Raw genomic sequence first — 24,111 nt, 5'->3', positions numbered from 1 at the left:
CCGCCTGAACGTGCTCTGGGCCCTGATACGCGACCACCGGACCTTCGAGGCCACAGCTCCATTCCCTGCTGCCGCAGCGGCATGACCCAATCACGAGGCGTCACCACCCCGGCTTGACAACGTCATTGGGAATCCTCCTTCAACCACGACCAGCCGGTGCACTACATCGCCGGCCAGGCCGTCCATCGCGCCTCCGAGAGCTACCGCGGCGAAGGCAGAACCGACGCCAGGGACGCCGCCGTCATCGCCGACCGGGCCCGCAACCGCCGCGACCTGCAACGCTTACGCACCGACGACGAGACGGTGACCGCCCTGAAGATCCTCACCGGCCGGCGCACGGACCTGGTGACCGGCCGCACCCGCACCGTCAACCGGCTCCGCGCCCTACTCGCCGACATCTTCCCCAGCCTGGAGCGGGTACTGAACCTGACCAAGACCGGCCCGCTCATACTGCTGACCGATTACCAGCCCCCTGCCTCCCTCCGCCGGACGGCAAGAAACGGCTCGAAGCCTGGCTGCGCAACCACAAGGTCCTGCGCGCTGACCGGCTCGCCGAGACAGCCGGGCGTTCGAAGTGATCACCAGTATGCCGAGCCTGGGCGTGATCCTCGGCGCGGAATTCCTGGCCGCGACCGGCGGCGACATGACGGCCTTCGGCGCCACAGACCGCCTCGCCGGCTTCGGCGGCGTCGCACCCGTGTCCCGCACTCAGGCAAGATCAGCGGCAATCTCCGCCGGCCACGGCGCTACACCGCCGCCTCCAACGAGGCTTCTACATCTCCGCGTTGTTCAGCATCCACCACTGCGAGGAGTCGCGCGGCAGAAGGCATGGGAATCGCTGACCGAGTCCATCCGCCGTGAGCGCACTCGTAACGTCAGACGTTGGGGACCCGTAGCTTGTCCCAACTGGTCCTGCCGGGGGTGCCATTGGCGTCTTCACCTGCGAAGCCGAGCTTTCGCTGCCAGGCGGCGTAGGACCTCACATCGCCCGGGCCCCATGTGTCGGCGCCTGCACTCGACTGGTACCGATTGCAGTCTTCGGCGACGAGCCGCTGGTGCATCGCGGCGACGATCGGCGATTTCCGTCCGTCATGGAAGAACGACGCACCAGGGAACGGCTCGGTGTCCGGCCGGGGGTCGGGGTGGGAATCCTTGAAATGGTCGTACGCCGCCTGAGTCGCCTCGAGGACCTTGTCGTAGATGTCGTCCATGTGCGGGCCGGCGCAGACGGTCGAGGACCAGCGGTGATGGTAGAAGAGGTTGCTCTTGCTGGGGCGTTCGCCGATCACCTTGGCGAAGTTCCAGCCGGCGAGACGCGCGGCACTCCTCCAGGTGGTCTCGCCGACCGTCCACCCGGGCGCGAGCGTCGCGTTCGCCATTTCGATGCTGATCGAGCGCTGGTTGCCGGCCACGTTGCCGACGGCCCAGGCGTACTCGTTCACCTTGACGTACTGCGCGATCGCACCTGCGGCGTCCACGTCGAAGTGGGCCGAGGCGGGACGCGTCCTCCAGAGCTCGAGCAGACCGTGGTGCGAGAAGCGGCCGGCGTTGTGGTGCAGTGTGACCGACGTCTTCCTGTAGGCCGTGTGGAAGACATGGCCCGTCGCGCTCAGCTCGTCGATGAGGTTCGCCACGTCACGGTCGTAAGCGATGGTGGCGGTCACTTGGGGTCCTCCATGTCGTTCTCGACGCCGTTCTCGGCGAAAGCGACGAAGTCGCTCTCGGGAAGGTCGTCGAGGCTGTCGGTTCCGGGTCCATCGCTGACGTCTGTTCGCGCGAGAGCCGCTTTCAGGTCCTCGTCGTCGAAGTTCTTATCGGGCATGACCCGTCCTTTCCGGCCCAAGGCGTCGATGCGGGTAGGCTCCCTCAGCTCCACTCGCTTCCGGCTCCGTGGCCTCAGCCTTCACACGTTGGGGACCCGCAGCCTGTCCCAACTGGTCCTGCCGGGGGTGCCGTTGGCGTCTTCACCTGCGAAGCCGAGCTTTCGCTGCCAGGCGGCGTAGGACCTCACATCGCCCGGGCCCCATGTGTCGGCGCCTGCACTCGACTGGTACCGGTTGCAGTCTTCGGCGACGAGCCGCTGGTGCATCGCGGCGACGATCGGCGATTTCCGTCCGTCATGGAAGAACGACGCACCAGGGAACGGCTCGAAGCGGGACGGGTCGGCGGGCCTGCCATCCATGTACTGTTTGTAGGCTCCGTTCACGAACGTGGACCATTGCTTCCAGTTGTGTGCGTGCTTGATGGCCTTCGCCGTCTTGGCGTTATAGAGCGGGTTCTTGAGTTTTCCCTCGATCCTCAGCGTGTCCGGAGGGGAGAACTGCCCCGGGTGCTTGAGGGAGCGAATCTGGAAGAGACCGATGGACGGCCCCCACTTGTTGTCGACCAGATGCTGGTCGCCGACAGCGCCCGTGTCACCCTTGGACTCTGCCATGGCGATGGCTGCCGCAATCTTGACGTCATCGCCGGTGAACCCCGCCTCCTCGGCGAGGGCGCGCAGCTCGGGCAGACTCATTCTCATTTTTCGACGCCTCCGATTTGTTGACCGGGCGACATTCTCAATCCGGAAATCCGGAGAAGATGTCGCCGAACCCGATGACAGGAGACGGATTCTGAAAGCGTGAAATTACTTATTGCCACTCTATGACGATGCCAGGCATCGGGCAAACAGAGCGCCGAGGGCTCATGGAGAGTCATCGCTCGGGTTCAGGATCTGCACCGCGCCGACTCGGACACACTCTCGGCCTGGCCATACAACGACGCAGCAGGGCCGGAATCGACTGACAGTTGCTCACCCTGCTGAGAGACTCCAGACGCTGACGGTTGCGCTTTTGAGTCTTGCCTGTTCGGCAGCCGCCCTGAAACCCCAAGAACCAGAACACCGCTACACCTGGAAGCACCGACCCGAGCGGGTTGAACATCACCCCGCACGGCATGGCATCGGCCCGAACAGGCCCTGGAACAGATGCCCATGACCGGGTCCTCGGCTCACAGGCACCCGAGAGAGCGCCCATGGCCTCACGGCGACCGACCACACACATCGCTCGCGAACGCCCTCTCGGAGGCGAAGAGTCGCGGTTGGCGCGAGATCGCGTAGCCGCGGAGCAACTCTCCAGTTCCGCCCGGTCCCAGCGTCAGGCGTGCCGGGGTCGCGGCCGACAGCCATGCTGCCGAGAGCGAGCTCCCAGTCCCTAGGAGAGTCCGCCGGGGTCGGCGGTGAGGACGCGGCCCCGGATCGTGGTGTCGCCGCCGGCCGCCATGTCCGCCCACGACAGGAACACGGTGTCGGGCGAGCCGTTGCCGAACAGGGCCGCGGCACTGAGGTGGAAGCGGTTTCCGTCGGTGCCGGAGCTGGCCGTGACCTTCGGTCCGATCTCCAACTCGGTGTCCGAGCAGAGCTGGGCCATCACGGTGGGAACGGTCGCGAAGGTGTCCGCGCTCTTCTCCACCCAGGCCAGCACGAACTGCCCGCCCGGGAGGGCCGTCAGCGCCGGAGAGGTGCGGTTGAAGTGCTTCGGTGAGCCCGCGGAGGCGCTGATGACGACGCCCTCCGTCGCCGGGTCGATGACAGCGGCCGAGACCGTGCTCTGGAGGACTCCGAGGTCGCTCGGGACCGTCGGTTTGATGTGCGCGGCGACAAAGCGCCTGTTGTCGAGGCCCGTCAGCGCACCGCGCCCTGTGAAGCCCGCGATGTTGGGGCGCTTCTCGCCGGTCCGGGGGGTTCCGTCGAATCCGAAGACGCGATAGATGAGCCCGCCGCCGCCCACCGCTTGGCCATTCGTCCAGGCCACGACGTAGTCCCCGTCGCTCAGGAGCGTCACGGAGGCATTGGTGTGGAAGGCCGCAGTGGTGTTCACGGCGATCTCCGGGCCCGCCTTCTGTCCTTCGGGCGTGAAGCGCTGCGCGCGTACGCGCTGCTCCATCGAGGCGCCCGTCCAGGTGACCAGGCAGCCACCGTCGACCATCCGTGTGACCGTGGGCGGGAACTGCGGGTCGATGTCGGCGGTGCTGACCTGGACGGGCGGCCCGGCGGGCTGGCCGCCGGCGAACCGGCGCAGCACCACCGCGGGAGTCGGCGGGGGCAGGTTGAAGGGTTGCTCGATCCATGCCGCGAAGGTGGCCGTCCCCACGGAGTCCACGAAGGGCCACCGGCGGTTCGTGTTGCCGCCGGGCGGGGTCGCCATGCTGGCGAGGAACTCCGTACCGACCTTCGTGCCGGCGGAGTTGAGCCGCTGCCCCTTGATGCCGGCGTCGGCGTCGTCCGCCCAGAGTGCGGTGAACTGGGCACCGCTGTTCAGCGCGTCGGCGCACGGCTGCAACTGGCCTCCTACGAGGGACGTGTTCACGACGAAGTCACCCATGATCGTCCTCCAGTGTCCTGAGGGGCATGGTGGGGCTGATGTGTGTGATGGGCTGATGTGTGTGATGGGCTGATGCGCTGGGTGGGCCTGATGGCCAGGACTCATCCGGCGGGGCGGGGCAGGCGTCGTACGTCAACCGCCCGCGAGGTCGAGGACCGAGACGGTGCCGTCGGCGCCGTTGGCCACATACACGTGCATGCTGTGCGACTCGTAGGCCACGCCCGCCACCGCCGCGGACCCGACGGGGACGGTGGCGGTGACGCTGTGGGATGCGGCATCGATGATTCTCAGCGTGCCGTCCGCATGGCTGACGTAGGCGTCGCCCCGAGGGTCCAGCGCCACGGCGATCGGGGGTGCGAGGACGTCGACGTCGTGGACGCCGCCGGTGGTCGTATCGATCACGGACACCGTGTGGGAGCCGGAGTTCGCGACGTACACGCGGCCCCGCTCATGGTCGATCGCGATGCCGGTGGGCCGCCGCCCCACGGGGATGGTCAAGGGGAACTCGCCGGTCTCGGGGGCGAGCACTGAGACGGTGTCGAAATCGGGTCGGGTGACGTACAAGTGGTGGTGGAAGGGATGGAGGGCGACCCCGAGCGGACCGGGTACGTCTATGAAACCGCCCAGGTGGGGAGGAGTGCTGCTGGTGTGGATCACCGCGATGCGGTCGGCGGTGCGGAGAGTCGCGTAGGCTCGGCTCGCGAAGTGGTCGACGGCCACCCTCGTAGTGTCGAGTGGTGGAGCGGGCGGCACGCCCGTGGCGATCGTGCCGGTGACGGTGTTCGACCTGTCGATGACTGAGATGGCGCCGCCGCCGTTGGCGACGTACGTGCCGAACTGCGGGTCGATCGCCACGCTTTGCGGGGCGATTCCGACCTGGACGGTCTTCTTGACGGTGTCGGTCGCGGTATTGATCACCGACACGGTGTTGTCACCGCTGTTGGTGACGAATACCTGGTTGTTGCCATCGGCGGCGAGCCCGACCGGCTTCTCCCCCACCGGGATGATGCCCACGACGTGCAGGGCCTGGGCGTTGGATGTGTCACTCATCGCACGACTCACGTCCGTTGTGGTGGTCTGGACGATTCAGCTGTGCCGGGGGCGCGCGTACGCGATGGCCCCGGCGGCATCGAGTTCCCTGGAGTCCGCACCACGAGTCACTCCCCATTATCCCAACAGTGGTCGAGCACGGCATCCCGAGGGGTGACGGTGCCTCTTCGGTGACACCGGGATGATCAGCCGGGGGATCAGGCCGAGTTGGACTCCGTTGGGTCTGTCTCGAACCACATGGGTGGGCCGCCAAGCGAACTGCATCTACCACGTCTACTGAGACTGGCAGCGGGCCCTGTATCGCCGATCGGCGAGTTGCACGAATTTCGAGCACGCTTTGGCGAGCCTCTCGAGCTCTTCGTCGTCAACTGGGAATTGAATAGGTAACAGTTGGCCTCGGCCTGCGCCACTCCCGCTCAGCGCACACGGCAGTCTGCGCCCGCCCCTGTCCCCCGCCCGTGCTGTTGCCCTCATTCCAAGACGCGAGGAGACTAATAACAAGGGGGATTCATATGTCAACGGGGTTTCCTCTCTCGGGCCGTGCCCCTTCGCCGTGACGTATCCGGCCAAGTTATTCGCGACCATGAGGAAGCCACGCCCATGAGAAGAGGCGAGTGCGATGTCGCGTCAGTACTACCAACGTGGCAACCTCGTCGAGGCGGAGGAACTCGACGATGTCGTCGCGGTGAAGGTCGAAACGGACGGCTCCAGGGCCGCCGCCGACGCGGAGGCTGAACTGGGCACGAACGCACGGGGCGCGATGCGCGATGCGGGAATCGACGACGAGACCGCCACCGCCTTCGCCCGCGCGCACTGGGTCTTCGTCAGACCGAACCGGCAGACCCGAGCGGCGGTCGCCGCCGGCGAGGAGATCTCCGGAGCGGAGGCAGCGGGCAAGGTCATCCGACGGCCCAGCGGCAGGATCGGTATCGCGACCGACGCACTGAACGTCCAACTGCAGCCGTCACTCTCGGCGGAGGAGGCAGAGCGCGAGATCGAGGCAGCCGGCCTGAGTGTCGTCAACAAACTCGGCTTCGCGAAGAACCTGTACGAGGTGCGGGCCAGGGCCGCCGAGGACGCCCTCGCGGCCTCGGTGGAATTGCACGACAACGACCGTTTCGTCTTCGCCGAGCCGTCGTTCATCGAACACGTCCCGACCCGGTTCCGCCCCTCCGATCCCGAGTATCCCAAGCAGTGGCAGTGGAACAACACCGGCGCCAATGGCGGCAGGCCGGGCGCGGACGTCCACATCGAGGAGGCGTGGAATCGCACCCTCGGGAACGGCATCCGCGTCGCCGTCATCGACAACGGTTTCGACGTACAGCACGACGACCTCGCCAGCGGGCTGGACCCGGGCTCGGGGTTCTACAGCAGCGGCGTGGTGGGCGTGACCTTCACGCAGAACACCCTGGGCATGCCCGACGAGGACCACGGCACCTTCTGCGCCGGGATGGTCGGTGCCCGGCACAACGGCACGGGAGTGGTCGGAGCGGCACCCGAGTGCAAGCTCATGCTGGTGGCGTGCATGAACGACCAGGTGGGCACGCAGACGACCCTGGCCCGTGCCGTGGCGTACGCCGCCGACCCCTCGACCGAGGCCGGTATCGGCGGACAGCGCGGCGCGGACGTCCTGGTCAGCAGCCTGGGTCCGAACGGTGCGGAGTGGGACCTGACCGACACACTGAAACTGGCCCTCGAATTCGCCGGTCCCAACGGACGTCAGGGCAAAGGACTGCCGATCTTCTGGGCGGCCAGCAACGGCAGGAACGTCGACATCATGCTGGACGAGGTGGTCTCCCATCCGGATGTCATCGCGGTCGTCCGGTCGGACAACAAGGACCGGGAGGACAACGCGGCACGCGGCCCCGAGGTCGAACTGATCGCCCCCGGTGTCGATGTCTTCAGTACCACGTCCGGCGGCGGCCACGGCACGAGCACCGGCACCAGCTTCGCCGCTCCCTGCGCGGCGGGCTGCGCAGCGCTGGCGCTGGCGGCCGACCCCGACCTCACTCGCGACCAGTTGCGCGACATCATGCACAAGTCGGCCGACAAGATCGGCGGCCCGGGTGTCGTCTACGACGCCGACGGCCACAACGACGACTACGGCTTCGGCCGGGTGAACGCCGACAAGGCCGTCGCGCTCGCCGGTCTGGTCACGGGACAGCCGACACCATGAGCGGCACAGACGAGGCTCCCGCAGTCTTCCGCTGCCACGTAGTCGCAGAGGACGCCGAGGCGCTGCGGGAGTTCATCAAGGAGACCCGGCCCGACACCGGCTGCCGCCCCGTCGCCCGGCCCACCGCAACGGGCCTCGGACTCGACCTCTACTTCCGCCAGGACCAGCTCGACTCAGCCAGATCGGCCAGGTCGGCACCCCGGGTGCACCTCACCACAGTCGAGAACATCACGGAGAACTGGCACGCCAGGAAGCAGGAGGTCGGTGAGGGCGACCGCTTCGCGGCCCGGGGTGCCGTCCCCCGCGGGTTCGGCCGCAAGGAGTGACACCGCGATCCCGTGACCCGTGACCCGTGAACCCTTCACCCGCGACCCCAAGACCCGCGCGTCGGGACGGAGCGATCGTGTATCTCAACGTGGCCGAGATCGAATCGGCGATCACCAACCTGCAGGCCGCCTACCCGACGACGGCTGAGATCCTCATCCCGCCCCACCCCACCCACGAGAACCGCACGGCACGGCTGCTGCGGATCGGATCCCGGCCGGCCGACACGGTGGACGGAATCCTGATCCTCGGTGGGGTCCACGCCCGCGAATGGGTGCCGCCCGACGCGCTCGTCTCACTCGCCGCGGACCTCCTGGATGCCCACAGCCGGGGCACCGGCCTCGGCTACGGCTCGACGTCCTACACGGCCGCCCAGGTCACGCACCTCATCGACGGCCTCAACCTGTTCCTCTACCCCTGCGTGAACCCCGACGGCCGAGCCTTCAGCCAGACGACGAACGCGATGTGGCGCAAGAACCGCCGCCCAGCACCGGCCGGTCCCGGACACAGCGGCCCATCCTGCGCGGGCGTGGACCTGAACCGCAACTTCGACTTCCTCTGGGACCACACCGCCAAGTTCGCCCCCGACGCAGACGTCCACACATCCGGCAACCCCTGCGACCCGCAGATGTACCGGGGCCCGTCCGCCGCCTCGGAGCCCGAAACCCGCAACGTCGTCTGGGCGCTCGACACCCACCCGCGCATCCGCTGGCTCGTCGACGTCCACAGCGCCGTACCCGTGATCCTGCACAACTGGGGCTCGGACCGGAACCAGTCCACCAGCCCGACCGACAACTTCCGCAACCCCGCCCTCGACGCCGTACGCGGCCGCAAGGACGACAACATCGGCGAGTTCATCCCCCACCAGGATCTGAAGACCGCCGTCGAACTGGCCGAGCGCATGAACGACGCGGTACACGGTGTACGAGGCGTCGACTACGGGGTCGAGGCGGCGTACGGCCTCTACCCCACCTCCGGCACCAGCGACGACTACGCCTACAGCCGCCACTTCACCACCTCGGCCGCCACCAAGACCCTGGGCTACACGATCGAATGCGGCACCTCCTTCCAGCCCCCGTACCGGGAGGCCGAACACGTCATCCGCGAAGTCTCGGCCGCCCTCATGGCCCTTGCCCTCAACGTCCGCTAGTGCCCTGGCTGCTGTTCCGGATGGTCGCGTCCACCGTAAAAACCGTCTACGCCGTCACCAGCCTCACCTCCGAGCATGCCAAGCTGAGCTGGGAAGACGCTGATTGGGGTGTGGTCGGCGCCGTCGTACTCCTGCCGTGGCGGGGTGGAGGAGGGGTGCGACCAGGCCGAGGCTGCGGAGTTGGCCGTCCGGCTGGAGAGGGCCCGGGCGGATCTGTCGCGGTTGGAGATCACGCGGGAGACGAAGATGCGCCGGAGCCCGGGGAGGTGTCGGCGCCCGCGTGGCATCGGGGTGGCGGTGCCGCCGTGGCGGGAGGGCCTGGTCGCTCAGGTGTGGGTCCCGGGCTTCTCGAAGCGCGACCCAGGTAGTCGGTCTCCGGACTGCAGCCCGGGCGTGGGGTGGATAGCCTGAAGTGAGAGGTATGACGAGCATGGCCGCGCGCCTGACAGGCCCTGGATGGGATTCACCATGTGGGGGCTGTGCTTCGGGAGTTGTCAGTTAGGGCCCGACGCGCTCGAACCGGCCCGGACGACCCCGAGATGAAGGCGCTGTAGGACAAGTCGGCGCGTCCAGTCCCTATGTCGAGCGGTGTGGGCCGGACGTACGCGACACCATCTGGGAAAGCCTCCGGGAGCGACGCATGGACCTATTGCCGGTCGAGATCAAGGTGAACATCGAGGGCGACGTGGCAGCGGCGCTGTCAGCTCTCGGCACGTCGGGGCACGCGATGACCACTCGTCGCATCTGGTTCGCTGAGGACCGGGACGGCATCGCCGAGGGGCGGGTGCCCCTACTGGACCGCGGCGTGATCCTGCGTTTCAGGATCGGGGGCGGGTCGGACGACCTGACCGTCAAACTGCGCCCGTGCCTCCGCCAGCAGCTCGTCGGCCGGTTCTCCGAGCCGTTCGAGGCGGATCCCTTCACATACAAGATCGAGGAGGACTGGTCAGCGAACAATCGTGTGCTGGCCGCCTCCCTGGTGCACGATCACTCCCCGGGGACGCTGTCGGGCACGGTGGAGCCCGGCGGCGATCCCGCGGCGGTGATCGACGCCGTGCAGGACCAGTTCCTGCAAGCCTGCACTCCCGCCGTTCGGCTCGACGGGCTGGTCGCGCTGGGGCCGATTCGGGCCATGAAGTTCGACGACGTTCCGCTCGACGATCTGGACGTGGATCTGGAGGCGTGGTCGGTCGCCGGTCTGGACTTCTTGGAGGCGTCTATCCGGGTGAAGCCCAAGGATGAGGACGATGCCGAAGAGCTCACCGAGCGGGCCGAGCGTAGACAGGAAAAGCTGATCGACGCCGTGCGGGAGCGTGGGGTGACGATCTCCGAACACCCCGAGAACAAGACCCGACGCATCCTCACCGCCTTGGCGAAGGCGCACGCGCACGCGTAGAGGCCTGCAGAATCCACCCGAGGACCGAGCTCATCCGCCGCAGCCGGTACGAAAGCCCTCAGCCGCGTAGACCGCCAAAACCCCACTGCGCCGAAGTTGCACCGCTTGTGCGAGCGGCTGAAACTGATATCGGCGCGCCTCCTCGGAGCACGAGCCCTTCCCCCGAGCGGCGGGTGACCTGCCACGCCCGCGCAGCCAGCAGACCGTCTGACCAGCGACATATGGCACCTGACTACCCGTCAGAACGAGGCACGGCCCTTTCGAGGCCGACGGCCGTAAGAGGCCGCCGTCCTCCGAGCCGTCACGCGCACCGCGGCTTACGGCAAGCGCCAGTCCACCGGCTGGGCGCCCTGTTGGATCAGCAGATCGTTGGCACGGCTGAACGGCCGCGAACCGAAGAAGCCGCGGTCCGCCGACATCGGGGACGGGTGCGCGGACTCGATCGCCGGAAGCTCACCCAGCAACGGTCGCAGATTGCGCGCGTCACGCCCCCACAAGATGGACACCAGCGGTTTGCCGCGCCCGGCGAGGGCCCGGATCGCCTGCTCGGTGACCTCCTCCCACCCCTTGCCCCGGTGCGCCGCAGGCTTGCGGGGGGCCGTCGTCAACGCCCTGTTGAGCAGCAGCACACCCTGCTGGGTCCACGGCGTCAGATCGCCGTTCGAGGGCCTGGGCAACCCGAGGTCGGAGTGCGCCTCCCGGAAGATGTTCTCCAGACTCCCCGGCAACGAACGCACCTCGGGCGAGACCGCGAAACTCAACCCGATGGCCATCCCCGGGGTGGGATAGGGATCCTGACCGACGATCAGGACACGGACATCATCGAAGGGCTGCTGAAAGGCCCGCAGCACATTCGCCCCGGACGGAAGGTAAGTCCGGCCGGCCGCTATCTCGGCACGGAGGAAGTCCCCCATGGCCGCGATGCGTTCAGCCACAGGGTCAAGAGCCTTCGCCCAGCCCGCTTCAACAAGTTCATGCAAAGGTCGTGGAGCCACGGCGCGTCACTCTACTGGCACACACAGACACCCCGCATACCCAGGGAGACCCGCATACCCGGCCCTCCCTCAGGCGCTACTCTTCCTCCGCGTCGAGAGATCTCAGAGACGGTCGAGCAGATCGCGCAGCCGGTCACCTGGAAGGAGGGGAGCTTGCCCCGCCCAGTACTCGAGCCACTCCGCCATGGTCATCACCCTCGGCCCGCCCTTCGTCTCCGATACGCAGATCTCGGAACCCTCGCACACGCGGTGGGCCTGTCCTTCTCGGTCGCGCCGGAGGTGCGGCCGCTGCCGGGCAGCCTCCTCAACATCTACCGGGAACTCACCACCGACCTGGGGCACACGCAGCCGTCAAACGGTGACCTGACGCCCTGCACCCGGCAGGGCGTGCTGCTGCTCAACCGGGCGCTGGCCGCGCGCGGGCGTCACCTGGTGTCGATCCTCTGGGGTCGTGACGCCCGTAATCCCCGGCCGCTCCTCGGCGACCTCCCGTCCATCGAGTCCGCCCACCCCTCCCCCATGTCGGCCGACCGGGGCTTCTTCGGCCAGGGCGGCGCTCTCGTGGACTGGCGTCTGCCATGACCGACGGCGCCGCGCCCCTCCGGTCCCGGCAGGACCAGGCTCCCGTCGTGCTCGCCGTGGACTCCGGTGGTTCGGGGTTGCGGGCGGTGCTGGCCCGGGGCACCGAGGTGCTCGGAGAGCCGGTGGTCTCCGCGGAGGCGGTGCCCACCGGTGCGCGCGGCATCGACGCCGGCCGGCTGCTGGAGCGGCTGTGGCCCATGGCGGAGCGGTTGCTCGCCGACGCCGGGTGCGCGCGTCCGGCGGCGGTGGCCGTCGGGGCCACCGGGTTCGCGTCGCTCGGCGAGCACCTGCGCGCCGAGCTGCCGTCGGCGCTGGCGCGGAAGTGGGGGGTGCGCCGGGTCGCGCTGGTGGCCGACGCGGTCGCCGCCTACACCGGCGCCCTGGGGACGCGGCCGGGCGCGGTGATCGCCGCCGGTACGGGGCTGATCGCGATCGGTACGGATCTGACCGGTTGGCGTCGGGCCGACGGCTGGGGACATCTCCTCGGGGACTGCGGCGGCGGCGCGTGGATCGGGCGGGCCGGGCTGGAGGCGGCGATGCGGGCGCACGACGGGCGGAGCGGTGGTTCGGCCCCGCTGCTGGCGCGCGCCGAGGGGGTGTTCGGCCCGCCGGCCGGGATTCCCGGCCGGATCTACCCGAGGGACGACCGCCCGGCGGTCCTCGCGTCGTTCGCGCCCGAGGTAGCCGCCTGCGCCGGGGACGACCCGGTGGCGGCCGGCATCCTGCGCGCGGCGGCCGAACACATGGCCGACGCGGCGGCCGCCGTCTGCCCGGCCTCGGGCGGGCCCCGAGTGGCCCTGACCGGGGGCCTGTTCAGGCTGGGTGCCCCGCTCCTCGCCCCGCTGGAGGCGGAATTGGCACAGCGGCTGCCGCACGCACCGCTGGTACCGGCGGAAGGGGATCCACTCGTCGGTGCCGTGCGCATCGCGGCCGCGTTGGCGGCCGGCGGGCTCGGGTTGCCGTACGACGAGCGGATGTTGTACGTGGTGGCCGAAAAATAGTACCTGAAACAGGGAGTAATCCAGCCTGTCGGACAAGAGCCGTCGTGGTCACCCAAGTGCACCGCTCAGCAGATGAATGCGGTATTGATCGGCCCTGATCGGCACGTAACTCATCAGACAAATCAGGACGGATACCGCTCACCTGCACCCTCCCCGAACAGGGGAACCCAAGAAGCCAGTAACATGCGGCGCCATGAGCTCCCCCACTGGGCCCGCGTCCGGCCTGCCTGTACGAATGCCGCGACCCCGCCAGCCCGGGCGGCACCGCCGTCCCGAGCCGCTGGCGGCTCCCGAGGGCGCGCCCGCGCTCGTCCTCGCGGTGCCGGGCACGCCCAGCGCCGCCACGCGCAGCCTCGCCGAGGAGGTCGTGAGCATCGCGCGCTCCGAGCTGCCCGGCCTCGACGCCCGCATCGGTTACGTCGACGGTGGCGCCGACGAGTTCCCCACGCTGCAGTCGGTGCTCACGCGCGCCGCCGAGGAGCGCACCGCCCGTTACGAGCAGGCGCGCGCCGCCGGCCTGGACGTCAAGGAGCCGGACGGCCCCGTCGCCGTCGTCGTGCCCCTGCTGGCCGGTCCGGACAGCGCCACGCTCCGCCAGGTCCGCCAGGCCGTCATGGAGAGCCGGATCGCGGCCGAGCTGACCGACGTCCTCGGCCCGCACCCGCTGCTCGCCGAGGCGCTGCACGTGCGCCTGTCCGAATCGGGACTGGCGCGTGCCGACCGGGCCCGGCTGTTCACCGTCGCCACCGCCGCGGACGGCATCGTCCTCGCCACCGTGGGCGGCGAGGAGGCCGTGCAGGCCGCCGGGATCACGGGCATGCTGCTGGCCGCGCGGCTCGCCGTGCCGGTGATGGCCGCCGCCCTCGACCAGGAGGGTTCGATCACCTCCGTGGCCGAGCAGCTGCGCTCCTCGGGCTCCCAGCAGCTGGCGCTCGCGCCGTACCTGATAGGGCCGGAGATCGACGCGGGTCTGATCGACGCGGCCGCGAACGAGGCGGGGTGCTCCGCCGCCGAGGCGCTCGGCCCTTACCCGGCCATCGGCAAGCTGGCGCTCGGCAAGTACACGACCGCGCTCGGCATCGCGCCGCAGCAGCCCCAGGGCATGCCGGTCCGCTGAGTCCGGCACCGCCCAGGACCGCGACCCGTACGGCCGAGGGCCCGCTCCTCTCGCAGGAGCGGGCCCTCGGGCGTATGCGTGCCGGGCCGCACGTCTCTCTCCCCCTGCCGGGCCGTACATCTCTCTCCCCTGCCGGGGCGGTCTCAGTCGTCCAGAACCACGCAGGAGGCAGCGGGTACCTCGATCGAGCCGGACCGTACCGGTACGCCGGTGAGCGGGTCGGCCGTGAACCAGGTGACGTCGCCCGATCGCTCGTTGGCCACGTACAGCGTGCCCGCCGCGTAGGTGAGGGCGCGGGGCCAGCGGCCGCCGCAGGGCACCGTCGTGACCAGGCGCAGCCCGTCGCCCTCGACGGCGAACACGGAGAGCACGTCCGTGCCACGGGTGGCCGTCCACACGAAGCGACCGTCGGGGGACACGACGAGGCCCGACGGGTACGCGTCGCCCTGCGGGGTGTCCGGGAGCACCGGGGTCTCCCCCAGCGGCTCCAGCGGGCCGTCAGGGGCGTTCCAGCGGCACACGGTGACCGTGGGGGACAGTTCGTTCAGCACATAGACGTACGGTCCGCCCGGGTGGAGGGCGAGGTGGCGCGGCCCCGAGCCCGGCCGCAGCGCCGTCTCGTGGAGTGCGACGGGGGCGCCGTCCTCCACCGCGCACAGCCGCACCGAGTCCGTGCCGAGGTCGACGCCGAGGAACCGGCGGCCTGACGGGTCGGGCACCACCTGGTGGGCGCGCGGTTGCCGTCGGTCGCCGGGGTCGGTCCCGGACCCGCCGTGCCGGAGGGTCCCGGACGCGGCGGCCACGAGGGTGCCGTCGGGGCGCAGCGGGACGGCGGTGACGCTGCCGGAGCCGTAGTCGGCGGTCAGGACGTGGCCGTCGAACACCGCGAGGTGGGTGGGTCCGTCGCCGACCGCCACCGGGCGCCCGGTCAACTCGGGCCTGTCGCCCGTCACCCGATAGGCGGCCACCGCTCCCTCGGGCCGCTCGCTGACCGCGTACAGGATGCGGCCGTCCGGCGCGAGGGCCAGGTAGCTCGGGTCGGGGACGTCGTCCGCGCCCGACAGGACGGTGAGCGCGCCGCTCTTCTCGTCGACGTCGGCGACGAGGACGCCGGGACCCCCCGCCGACGTGAACGACCCGATGTACGCCCGTCGTGGTCGCGACCCGTCCACGATGCCTGCGTCCGTCGCGTTCGTGTCCGTCGCGTTCGTGTCCGTCGCGTCCGCTTCCGCTGTCACTGCCGTCCCCTCCCGCTCGCCCGGTGTGCGGGCGAACAGTAGCAGTAGGTCTAGACCAAAATCGCGGGTGGTGCGAGGTGCGGACGCGTGCGCCCCGGGATCGCCTTCGCTCCCTCGCGCGCGACGTCCGGGACGCACGGTGGGAGCGCGCGGGCGGACGACCGGCGGGCGGCCGGCTAGGGAGCGGCCGTTCGCGAGCCCGGAGCGGCCCCGAGCGGCATGGCCAGCTCCGACAGCGCCCGCTCCAGGTTGTGCAGATGCCCCAGGGCGGCCCCGGCCTCCGTGGGGAAGACCGCTTCCGGTCCGGTGACGGCCGCCCGGGCACCGGGGGTCGTCAGCGCCTCCACCGCGGTCTTCACCCGCCAGCAGGCGGCGATCAGGGAGGCCTCGCGCGCACCGGCCGGGTCGGCGGTGGCGGTGGCGGAGACCAGGGCGCGCACCTCGCCCACGCAGTCGTCCAGGAGTCGCAGGGCCGCGTGGGCGCGGGCCTTGCGGGCGCGGAAGGGGTTCAGGGGGTGGACCAGCGGGGCGAGCGCCATCCGCGCCCGCCCGAACAGCAGTTCCAGCTCGGCCGCGTGGGGAGCCGGGTCGGCCCCCGGGACGCCCTCCAGCCGCGCGGCGGTGGCGGTCGCGGCGGCGTGCACACAGTGCAGGGCACGCTGGATCCAGGCGTCGTTGGTCGCGTGCGTCGTCACCGGCAGGACGAGGACCACCGCCAGCATGGCGCAGACCGCGCCCACCCCCGTCTCGACGAGACGGAGCCCGAGCAGACCGGGGTCCAGCACCCCGAGCAGCCCGTAGAGGAGGCTGACCATGACGGTCACCGCCAGCATCATCCAGGAGTACGAGACCGCCGCCGTGTAGAAGATCCCGAAGACGCAGACCGCGACGAGCGCGGCGGACGGCGCGGGCGCCCCGTCCAGCGGGACGGCGACGAGCAGACCGACGGCGACACCGAGCACGGTGCCGAGGACGCGGCGGAAGCCACGGACCAGCGTCTCGCCGCGCGACGCGGTGTTGACGAAGATCCACCATGCGGTGCCGACGGCCCAGTACCAGCGGTCCTCGGAGAAGGCCTGACCGACGAGCAGGGCGAAGCAGCAGGCGACCGCGGCCTGGAACGCCTGTCGGGTGGTGGGCCGCGCCAGCCCCTCCCCGGACGGCCCGGCGGGGAGCGCGACGGGCGCAAGAGCGCGCTCGACGGGCCACACGAGGAACCGGACCACGCCCGCGACCAGCAGCGCGAGCGTCATGGCGGCGTACAGCCCGGGCAGGTCCGCCGGGACGGTGTGGAGGAACTGCGTGACGAAGTAGCTCATGAACGCGAAGATCCCGAGCGCCTGGCCGCGCGGCCCCCAGCGGCGGGCGTAGACACCGCAGAAGACCGTGGCCACGAACGCGGCGTCACGGGCGGCGCCGACGTCGTGCAGGACGGCGGCCAGGGCGAGGACGGGAAACCCGGCGGCCGGCAGGAGCGCGGTGGTGATCCGCTGGGCGGGGACGGTCGCGTCGGTGACGGTGAAGAGGGCGAGGAGGGCCGCCAGACCTCCGGTGATCGACGCGGGGAGCGAGAGACCGCACAGTTCGGACACGGTCACGGCGGCGCCCACGCCGATGACGGCGCGCAGTGCGGTCCGCAGCCGCAGCAGCCCTGGATCGGGAGCCGTGAACATCCTCTTCATGACGGTGTGCCGCCCCCTTGCCGTGGTGCCCGCCCCGCCCGCGGCTTGGCCGGGGTCTCCGGCGGGCGGCGGGCACGGCGAAGGCGCCGCGCTCCGGATCCGGCCTCGTCGCCGCTCCGGCACCGCGCGGCGCCCTGAGTACATGGATACGGCAGAGGTACCACCCCGTGCCACCATGGCTCAACAGCGCCCCTCGGGACTGGACCATTGGCACAGTCGCGGAAGGGGGCGTCCGATGCCCGGTGAGCCAACGGATCAGCGGACTCCGGCGACGGGGTTCTGGGTGAGGTGGCTCTCCCGACGTGCGGTTCACTGGGCCATCGGCACAGTTTTCATGATCTGCACAGACACGGGAAGCACGGGAAGGCTGACGGACCATGGCCGTGGACGAGCTCGACACCCGCATCCTGCGGCTGCTGCTGGAGCAGCCGCGCACCAGCGTGCGGGAGTACGCCCGCGTGCTCGGCATCGCCCGGGGCACGTTGCAGGCACGTCTGGACCGGCTGGAGCGGGACGGTGTGATCACGGGCACGGGTCCGTCGCTCTCCCCCGCCGCGCTCGGTCACCCGGTGCTGGCCTTCGTGCACATCGAGGTCACCCAGGGGCACCTGGACGACGTGGGCGACGCGCTGGCGGCCGTGCCGGAGATCGTCGAGGCGTTCTCGATCACGGGCGGCGGTGATCTCCTGACCAGGGTCGTGGCGCGGGACAACGCGCATCTGGAGGACGTCATCCAGGCGCTGATCAGTCTGCCGGGTGTGGTGCGCACCCGTACGGAGGTGGCTCTGCGGGAGCGGGTGCCGTACCGGCTGGCGCCGTTGGTGGAGTCGATCGGCTCGGCGGCGGGCCGACCGACCCGTAACTGAGCGATGACATCCTGGCGTTCATGAGCACTACCCGTCACACCACCCGAAGCACCTCGGTCATCTTCGATCTCGACGGAACACTCGTGGACAGCGAGCCGAACTACTACGAGGCGAGCGTGCGGATCCTCGCCGAGCACGGGGTCACCGACTTCACCTGGGCGGACCACGAGCGGTACGTCGGCATCAGCATCCAGGAGACGGTCTCGGACTGGAAGGAGCGGTACGACCTCGCCGCACCGCTCGAGGCGATCGTCGCCGCCAAGAACCGCCACTATCTGGAGCTGGCCCGCACCGGTACCCGGGTCTATCCGGAGATGCGGGCGTTCGTGGAACTGCTCGCGGCGGACGGCACACCCATGGCCGTGGCCTCGGGGTCCTCGCGCGAGGCGATCGAGGTGATCCTCGGCGCGACGGGGCTGGACGCGTGTCTGCGGACCGTCGTCTCCGCGGAGGAGGTCGACCGCGGCAAGCCGGCGCCCGATGTGTTCCTGGAGGCGGCCCGGCGGCTGGGGGCCGCCCCGGCCGACTGTGTCGTCCTTGAGGACGCGGCGCCGGGTGCGGCCGCCGCGCACGCGGCCGGGATGCGGTGCGTCGCGGTGCCGTATCTCGCCGCGCAGGCCGACGACCCGGCGTTCGCGACGGCGGGGCTGTTGGTGCGGGGCGGGCAGGGGGAGTTCACGGCGCGGGAGGCGTACGACTGGATCGTGGCCTCGGGCTGAGCGGGGACGCGGGCGGAGCCCGGGCCGCCGAGGGTGTCGGCGGCCCGGGCTCCGGTCAAAATCCCGGGCTCGGGATCGGGCTCGTGGATCAGGCGGTCGTGCCGTGGCCCGTCCTGCGGGCCCGTCGGTGCAGGATCCAGCCCGTCACGGTGAGCGCGGCGGCCGAGGCGGCCGCGCCGAGGACGGTCAGGCCGGTGGAGGCGAGGCTTCCGCCGCCTCCGGTGGTCGTGGTGCCGCCCGTGCTGCCGGAGGCGCCGGTCGTGCCGGTCGCGCCCGTGCTCCCGGCCGTCGAACCGCCGCCGGAGGTACCGCCGGTGGAGGTGCCTCCGGCGGTGTCGCCACCGCCGTCGTCGGTGTCCACCGGGTCCTGGCCGACGAAGGCGACCGGGACCTTGACGTCCTGCGAGCGGTCGCCGGACAGGGTGTGGTCGGCGCGGGTGGCGAGGACACACCGGGCCTTGAAGCAGTCGGTGTACTCGTCCTTGGCGTCGATGGTCAACTCGACCTCGAACGCGCCGCCTTCCTCGTACGGCGTGGCCAACTCCTCGCCGTAGTCGGGCGGGTTGGAAGAGATCCACGCGGAGGAGTGCGACTCCCCCGTCATGTCGACGCCGCCGATGCAGGGGGAGGGCAGTTCGCCTGCGCCGTTGTCGACGCAGAGGGCGACGTAGATGCCCTTCTTCTCGTCGTAGCCGGAGCCGGTGACCTTCAGGGTCTGGTTCTCGGTGGCGAGGCCGTTCACCGGGGTGACGGTGAGCTTCTGGCCGTGGGAGCCGGTGACCGTCTTCGTGCCGGAGGGCTCGTCGTTCCCGCCGTCGCCGCCCCCGTCGCCGCCGCCGGTGCTGTCGTCGGCCTCGGTGACGGTGAGGGTGAAGGCGGAGGTGCGGGTCGTGCCCACGGTGTTCTTGAACACGGCACGGTACTGGTAACCGTCGTGCGCCGCCTTCGCCTTGAAGGTGTACGTGTTCTTCGTCGCGCCCTCGACCGCGGACCAGGTCTGGGCCCCGTCGGTGCTGACCTCCCACTGCACGGTGGGCTGGGGGGTGCCCTCGGCCGCCGCGACGAACGAGACCTCGTCGCCCGGTGCCACGGTCCGGTCGGTCGGGGACTGGGTGACCTTCGGGGACATCCGGCGGTCGAGCTTGGTGATCTCGCCCTCGCTGGGGCTGCTGACGTAGACGGTGGTGCCGCCGGGGGCGACGGCGACGGTGGCGGCGCCGTTCTGGGAGTCGTTGCCCTCCAGCTTTGTGCGGGTGGCGGTCTCCGCGTAGGTCGCGGTGTCGTACACGCCCAGGTTGCTGACGCCGTCGCTGCCGTCGCCGAGGGTGCCGTCGTCCTGCCAGACGACGAAGGCCCGGCCGGTGGCGGTGTCGAAGGCGATGTCGGTGGCCTCGTCCGGCCCCTCGATCGTCTTCAGGAGCTTGCCGTCCTTGTCGTGGACGAGGACGGAGTCGCCGCTGCCCACCCAGACGTTGCCGGTGGCCGGGTCGGCCTCGACGAACTCGACGCTGGGGGCGATGAGTTCGGCCGATGCCGTGACGGTGAAGGAGCGGGTGTCGACCCGGCGCAGGGCGCCGCCGGCGGAGCCCACGGACCACGCCGCGTGGCGGGCCTTGTCGACGCCGAGCAGGGAGCCGCCGTCGAGGGTGAGGGTGCGGTTCTCCAGGGGGACGGCGGTGGCGATGTCGACCTCGGAGAGCTGGGCGCCCTGGGCTACCAGGACGGTGGAGTCCTTGGTGCCGGGGCCGATCCCGGTGATGTTGGCGCCCGCGATCCACTTGCCGGTGGCGGCCGGGTCACCGGCCTTGGCGGTGCCGATGCCGCGCAGCGCGAACTGGAACACTGCGCCGTCGCCGGCGAGCGGGGCGGCGATCCGTACGACGGCGCGCGGGCCCAGCGTGCCGGTGGTGCCCGGGAACTGGGGGGTGTGGCCGAGGCTCTTGCCGTCCGCCGGGTCGAGGGCGTGCAGCCCCCGCTCGTCGACCTCTCCGGAGGCGGCGAAGTTGTCCGAACCCGCGTACAGCTTCCCCGACTCCGGGTGCAGCAGCAGGTCGTTGACCTTGCCGGCCGCCGGGAACGCGGCGGACTCGACGTAGTCGACCGTGCCGGCGGGCACGTCCTCGCCCTCGCCGCCGTCACCGTCTCCGGTGTCCTGGCCCTCGAACCGGACGGGGATGCGGACGTCCTGGGAGCGGTCGCCCGAGTTGCGGTGGTCGACCCGGGTGACGACGGAGCAGACCACCTTGGCGCAGTCGACGCCGTTGTCCTCGGCCTCGATGTCGATCTCGACGTCGAAGGTGCCGCCGTCGCCCCAGGCGATGGCGAGGCTGCCCTCGTACGGGTCGCCCTTGGGGACGATCCAGTGCGAGGAGCTGCCGGTACCGGTCTCGTCGGCGCCGCCGATGCACGGGGAGGGGATCTTGCCGTCGCCGTTGTCCTTGCACAGGGCGACGTAGATGGCCTTGCTCGTGTCGTAGCCGGAGCCGGTGACCCTGAGCTTCTCGCCGTCGGGATCGAGGTTCGCGGAGGCGGAGACGGTCAGTTTCTGACCGTGCGCGCCCAGGCCGGTCTTCGGGGTGTCGGCGGCCTGGGCCGCGGTGCTCACCGTGACGGCGGTGACCGCGGCGGCCACCAGGGCGATCGCTCCGAGGAGCGCCGCGGGGCGTCCGAGCCGCGGTCCGGCGGCACGCCCCGGCCGCCGGCCCGTCGTGTCGTCTCTCATGGGTACCTCATTCGTCGGGTGCGCCCCGCACCCGGGGGACGCCGAGGGCCGGGCCCCGTGGCGAAGGGGCCCGGCCTGGTGGGTGGTTACTGGAAGGTGAGGGGGGCGTGGACGTCGTACTTGCGGTCGTTGCTGTCGAAGTGGTCGGCGCGGGTGACCACCGCGCAGGTGACGTCCTCGCCGCAGACGCTGCCGTCCTCGAGGGTGGCCTGGACGTAGATGTTCACGCTGAAGGTGCCGCCGGTGCCGAACTTGGAGCTGTTGGCGAAGAGGCCGCCGAAGGTGTTGTTGATCCAGTGCGAGGCCCCGGTGGAGCCGGACTCGTCCTGGCCGCCGAGGCAGGGGGTCGGCTTGTTGGCGCCCTGCGCGCCGTTGACGACGCAGAGGCCGACGTAGATGCCCTGGCTCGTGTTGTAGCCGGAGCCGGTGACGGTGATGACCTGGCCCGACGCGGCGGCCGTGTTCGGCGCGGTCAGGGACAGGTTGTAGGTGGTGGTGCCGTCGACGATCGTGCGGGTCGAGGTGGCGGCGGAGGCCGAGGTGGCGAGGCCGAGGGTCAGGGCGGCGGAGGCGGCGACGGCGAGACCGGCGCGGGCGGCGGTACGGGCGGAGGGAACGACTCTCATCGAGAGCACCTTTCTCGAGAGCAAGGAGGTTTACTTAGGTAAGCCTTACCTAACCTTGATCGCGATCTTTTTGTCAACAGAACGCAAAGAACCTGCAACGGGCCTGCGCCCGGCCCGCGTTGACCCGGCCCTCGGGGCTCAGGAGACCGCCTCGTCGGCGACCACGGTGAACTCCGCGACGGCCTCTCGACCCCCGGTCACGGAGTACAGCCGTACGGTGTGTGCGCCCTCGGTCGCGGTGTCGTACACCGGGAAGTCACGGGCGACCCGGCCCGACTCGTCGGCGACGGCCTGGTAGCGGGTGTCGTCGTCGATCGCGACCAGCACGACCTCGCCCGGCGCGAAGCCCTCGCCGGTGACCTGTTGGCCGTCCCCCGCCGCGAGGCTCGTGCGGTCCACCGTCGCGGACGGGGACTCTTCCGCCTCCCGCTCGGCACCGGCATCCCCGTCGGCGCCCGCATCGGTGCCGACGGAGCCCGTCGGTGTGTCGTTCGGGCCCGGCGGTGACGAGGATGTGTCGGATGCACCGGGCGATCCGGCCTGCGGACCGGCGGTCCCGGACGCGCCGGTTCCCACGGTCACGTCGAGCGGGGCGAGTTCGTCCCCCGCCGCGTACGAACGCCCGCTCCACCGGGTGAGCAGTGCGGCGCCCTCGGCCGTCAGCGACACCTGTAGGTCGGACCAAGTGGCGCCGCCGCTACGGACGTTCGGCGTGGTGGCAGCCGTGCCGACCTGGGCCAGCGTCAGGTCATCGCTCTCCCCCGCCCGTTCGGCCCGGACCCGGAGGGTGCCGGTGCCGCCGTCGAGCCGCAGGCGCAGCTCGTCGAGGGTCAGGGGGTCGGTGCCGGCTCCGCCGAGCCGGATCGAGCCGTCGAGGGCGATGTCCGCGTCCCCCGCACCCGGGGCCGCGCTGCCGCCGTCGACCGGGAACCAGGTCCGGCCGGCGGAGCCGCGCACGGCGGGCGCCCCGGCCGTCACCGTCGCGTCGGCGCCGGTGGACGCCTCGAACGCCGGGCCCCAGCTCGCGAATCCGCCGGACACCTCGCGTGGGGTCTCGGCCCCGTCATGTGCCGTCGCCGTGCCCTGGCACAGCAGGGCGAGCAAGGCGCCCGCCGCCGCCACGGCGGCACCAGGTCTGTTCATCACCTCGAAGTCCTCCCTGGAAGGTCGACCGCGCGGCCGACCGGACGCCCCGCCGGGGGCGTCGAGTGATCTGTGGACGACTGTCCTCGACACGCCGTCAGTTCGGGTCCGTGGACGCGGACACGGTGCCGGTACGGCGGCGACGCGCCCAGAGCCAGGCCGTCCCGCCCGCCGCGACCAGTCCGGCGGCGGTGATGCCGAGCGGCACGGCGGCACTGCCGGTGCTGGCCAGCGGCTCGTCCGAGGAACCCGTGTCGCTCGACGTGCCGCCCGTGCCGCCGGTGGTCGTCGTGCTCGTACCGGCCGACGGGGTCGCCGTGCCGTCGGTGCCCGGGTCGTCGGCGTCGCTGTCGCCCCCGGCACCGGCGAAGGCCACCGGGATACGGACCGTCTGGCTCTGGTCGCCGCCCCTGGTGTGGTCGTTGCGGGTGATCACGGCACAGGTCACACCGGACTTGGCGCAGTCGGTGTTGGCGTCCTTGGCCCGCACCTTGACCTGCACGGAGAACGTGCCCTTGTGCCCGCTGCCCTGGTACGGCTTCGCCAACCCCTCCCCGTACGAGGGCGGGTTGGAGGAGACCCAGACCGACGCGCCGGAGTCGCCGGACATGTCGACGCCGCCCACGCAGGGCGTGGGGGTCTTGCCCGCGCCGTTGTCCACGCAGAAGGCGACGTAGATGCCCTTCTCGGTGTTGTAGCCGGTGCCGGACACGGTGACCGTCTCGCCGTCCGGGTCGAGTCCGGAGGATCGGGAGACGGTGAGTTTCTGGCCCTCGGGACCGGTCGCGGAGCCGCCGGCGGCCATCGCCGAGGGGGCCGGGAAGAGGGTCAGAGCACTCGCGACGGCGATGGCCGCCGGGGCTGCGCGCAGGGCTCGTAGGCCACATCTGTGCATCGGGGTCAGCACTCCCACCATAGGTAACTCAGGTAAGGCTAACCTAAAGTAACGAACACTTGGTTCGA

General features: G+C 70.6%; 20 protein-coding genes and 2 pseudogenes. 10 read left to right on the top strand and 12 right to left on the bottom strand.

Annotated elements, in window-relative coordinates; genetic code table 11:
• Positions 1-141 precede the first annotated feature (141 nt).
• A pseudogene (locus PUR53_RS39775) lies at positions 142-830 on the top strand (IS110 family transposase); the annotation flags it as partial.
• 45 nt (positions 831-875) lie between these two features.
• Here the strand turns inward: PUR53_RS39775 and PUR53_RS39770 are convergent.
• The 5 genes from PUR53_RS39770 to PUR53_RS39750 form a co-directional block, all read right to left on the bottom strand.
• Complete coding sequence (locus PUR53_RS39770) at positions 876-1,664, bottom strand: peptidoglycan-binding protein (protein WP_329911614.1); 789 nt, start codon at positions 1,662-1,664, stop codon at positions 876-878.
• Positions 1,661-1,822, bottom strand: coding sequence for a hypothetical protein (locus PUR53_RS39765; protein WP_329911612.1), 162 nt, complete (start codon positions 1,820-1,822; stop codon positions 1,661-1,663). The genes PUR53_RS39770 and PUR53_RS39765 overlap by 4 nt, the downstream gene beginning before the upstream one ends.
• 81 nt (positions 1,823-1,903) lie before the next feature.
• Entirely contained in the window at positions 1,904-2,515 is a 612-nt protein-coding gene (locus tag PUR53_RS39760; RefSeq protein ID WP_329911611.1) for a peptidoglycan-binding protein, read from the bottom strand.
• 676 nt (positions 2,516-3,191) lie between these two features.
• Positions 3,192-4,361, bottom strand: coding sequence for a hypothetical protein (locus PUR53_RS39755; protein WP_329911609.1), 1,170 nt, complete (start codon positions 4,359-4,361; stop codon positions 3,192-3,194).
• 132 nt (positions 4,362-4,493) lie between these two features.
• Entirely contained in the window at positions 4,494-5,411 is a 918-nt protein-coding gene (locus PUR53_RS39750) for a YncE family protein (RefSeq protein WP_329911608.1), read from the bottom strand.
• Positions 5,412-6,030: 619 nt separating this feature from the next.
• On the opposite strand from PUR53_RS39750, the gene PUR53_RS39745 reads away from it, so the two are divergent.
• The 4 genes from PUR53_RS39745 to PUR53_RS39730 all read left to right on the top strand — a co-directional run bounded on the left by PUR53_RS39745 (position 6,031) and on the right by PUR53_RS39730 (position 10,457).
• The gene (locus PUR53_RS39745; protein ID WP_329902145.1) at positions 6,031-7,587 is read left to right on the top strand and encodes a S8 family serine peptidase; all 1,557 of its coding nucleotides are present in this window, start codon (positions 6,031-6,033) and stop codon (positions 7,585-7,587) included.
• Positions 7,584-7,913, top strand: coding sequence for a hypothetical protein (locus tag PUR53_RS39740; protein ID WP_329902146.1), 330 nt, complete (start codon positions 7,584-7,586; stop codon positions 7,911-7,913). Before PUR53_RS39745 ends, PUR53_RS39740 begins: the two co-directional genes overlap by 4 nt.
• A gap of 77 nt (positions 7,914-7,990) precedes the next feature.
• Entirely contained in the window at positions 7,991-9,061 is a 1,071-nt protein-coding gene (locus tag PUR53_RS39735) for a M14 family metallopeptidase (protein ID WP_329911606.1), read from the top strand.
• 640 nt (positions 9,062-9,701) lie between these two features.
• Entirely contained in the window at positions 9,702-10,457 is a 756-nt protein-coding gene (locus tag PUR53_RS39730; RefSeq protein WP_329902148.1) for a hypothetical protein, read from the top strand.
• 317 nt (positions 10,458-10,774) lie between these two features.
• Here PUR53_RS39730 and PUR53_RS39725 read toward each other — a convergent pair whose 3' ends face one another.
• The gene (locus PUR53_RS39725) at positions 10,775-11,452 is read right to left on the bottom strand and encodes a uracil-DNA glycosylase (protein WP_319236948.1); all 678 of its coding nucleotides are present in this window, start codon (positions 11,450-11,452) and stop codon (positions 10,775-10,777) included.
• Between the two features lie 234 nt (positions 11,453-11,686).
• On the opposite strand from PUR53_RS39725, the pseudogene PUR53_RS39720 reads away from it, so the two are divergent.
• The 3 genes and pseudogenes from PUR53_RS39720 to PUR53_RS39710 form a co-directional block, all read left to right on the top strand.
• Positions 11,687-12,034, top strand: a pseudogene (locus tag PUR53_RS39720) (uracil-DNA glycosylase); the annotation flags it as partial.
• Complete coding sequence (locus PUR53_RS39715) at positions 12,031-13,035, top strand: N-acetylglucosamine kinase (protein WP_329902149.1); 1,005 nt, start codon at positions 12,031-12,033, stop codon at positions 13,033-13,035. The pseudogene PUR53_RS39720 and the gene PUR53_RS39715, both read left to right, overlap by 4 nt.
• A 193-nt stretch (positions 13,036-13,228) precedes the next feature.
• Positions 13,229-14,152, top strand: a complete 924-nt coding sequence (locus PUR53_RS39710) for a sirohydrochlorin chelatase (protein ID WP_329902150.1) — start codon at positions 13,229-13,231, stop codon at positions 14,150-14,152.
• A gap of 143 nt (positions 14,153-14,295) precedes the next feature.
• Here PUR53_RS39710 and PUR53_RS39705 read toward each other — a convergent pair whose 3' ends face one another.
• Together PUR53_RS39705 and PUR53_RS39700 are read right to left on the bottom strand one after the other, a co-directional pair.
• Positions 14,296-15,327: a lactonase family protein gene (locus PUR53_RS39705; protein WP_329911623.1), complete on the bottom strand. Its 1,032-nt coding sequence runs from the start codon at positions 15,325-15,327 to the stop codon at positions 14,296-14,298.
• A gap of 239 nt (positions 15,328-15,566) precedes the next feature.
• Positions 15,567-17,063, bottom strand: coding sequence for an FUSC family protein (locus PUR53_RS39700; RefSeq protein ID WP_329911622.1), 1,497 nt, complete (start codon positions 17,061-17,063; stop codon positions 15,567-15,569).
• A 386-nt stretch (positions 17,064-17,449) separates the two neighbouring features.
• Between PUR53_RS39700 and PUR53_RS39695 the strand changes: the two genes are divergently transcribed.
• Both PUR53_RS39695 and PUR53_RS39690 read left to right on the top strand, forming a co-directional pair.
• Positions 17,450-17,938 (top strand): Lrp/AsnC family transcriptional regulator, encoded by a 489-nt coding sequence (locus PUR53_RS39695; protein WP_329902151.1) that lies wholly within the window; start codon positions 17,450-17,452, stop codon positions 17,936-17,938.
• Between the two features lie 20 nt (positions 17,939-17,958).
• Positions 17,959-18,657: an HAD family hydrolase gene (locus tag PUR53_RS39690; RefSeq protein WP_329902152.1), complete on the top strand. Its 699-nt coding sequence runs from the start codon at positions 17,959-17,961 to the stop codon at positions 18,655-18,657.
• A gap of 88 nt (positions 18,658-18,745) precedes the next feature.
• Here the strand turns inward: PUR53_RS39690 and PUR53_RS39685 are convergent, their stop codons facing one another.
• The 4 genes from PUR53_RS39685 to PUR53_RS39670 form a co-directional block, all read right to left on the bottom strand.
• Positions 18,746-21,379 carry an immunoglobulin I-set domain protein gene (locus tag PUR53_RS39685; RefSeq protein ID WP_329911605.1) on the bottom strand — a complete coding sequence of 878 codons (2,634 nt, stop codon included), beginning with the start codon at positions 21,377-21,379 and terminating at the stop codon, positions 18,746-18,748.
• Between the two features lie 86 nt (positions 21,380-21,465).
• On the bottom strand, positions 21,466-22,005 hold the full coding sequence (locus PUR53_RS39680; RefSeq protein WP_329902154.1) for a hypothetical protein: 540 nt from the start codon (positions 22,003-22,005) through the stop codon (positions 21,466-21,468).
• A 138-nt stretch (positions 22,006-22,143) separates the two neighbouring features.
• Entirely contained in the window at positions 22,144-23,148 is a 1,005-nt protein-coding gene (locus tag PUR53_RS39675) for an HtaA domain-containing protein (protein WP_329911604.1), read from the bottom strand.
• 97 nt (positions 23,149-23,245) lie between these two features.
• Entirely contained in the window at positions 23,246-24,043 is a 798-nt protein-coding gene (locus PUR53_RS39670; RefSeq protein WP_329911603.1) for a hypothetical protein, read from the bottom strand.
• Positions 24,044-24,111 lie beyond the last annotated feature (68 nt).

This window comes from Streptomyces sp. SP18BB07, assembly GCF_036322545.1.
Lineage (GTDB): Bacteria > Actinomycetota > Actinomycetes > Streptomycetales > Streptomycetaceae > Streptomyces > Streptomyces deccanensis.
Note: the sequence above shows the minus strand (reverse complement) of the source record. Positions and strands in the feature narration are given on the sequence as shown.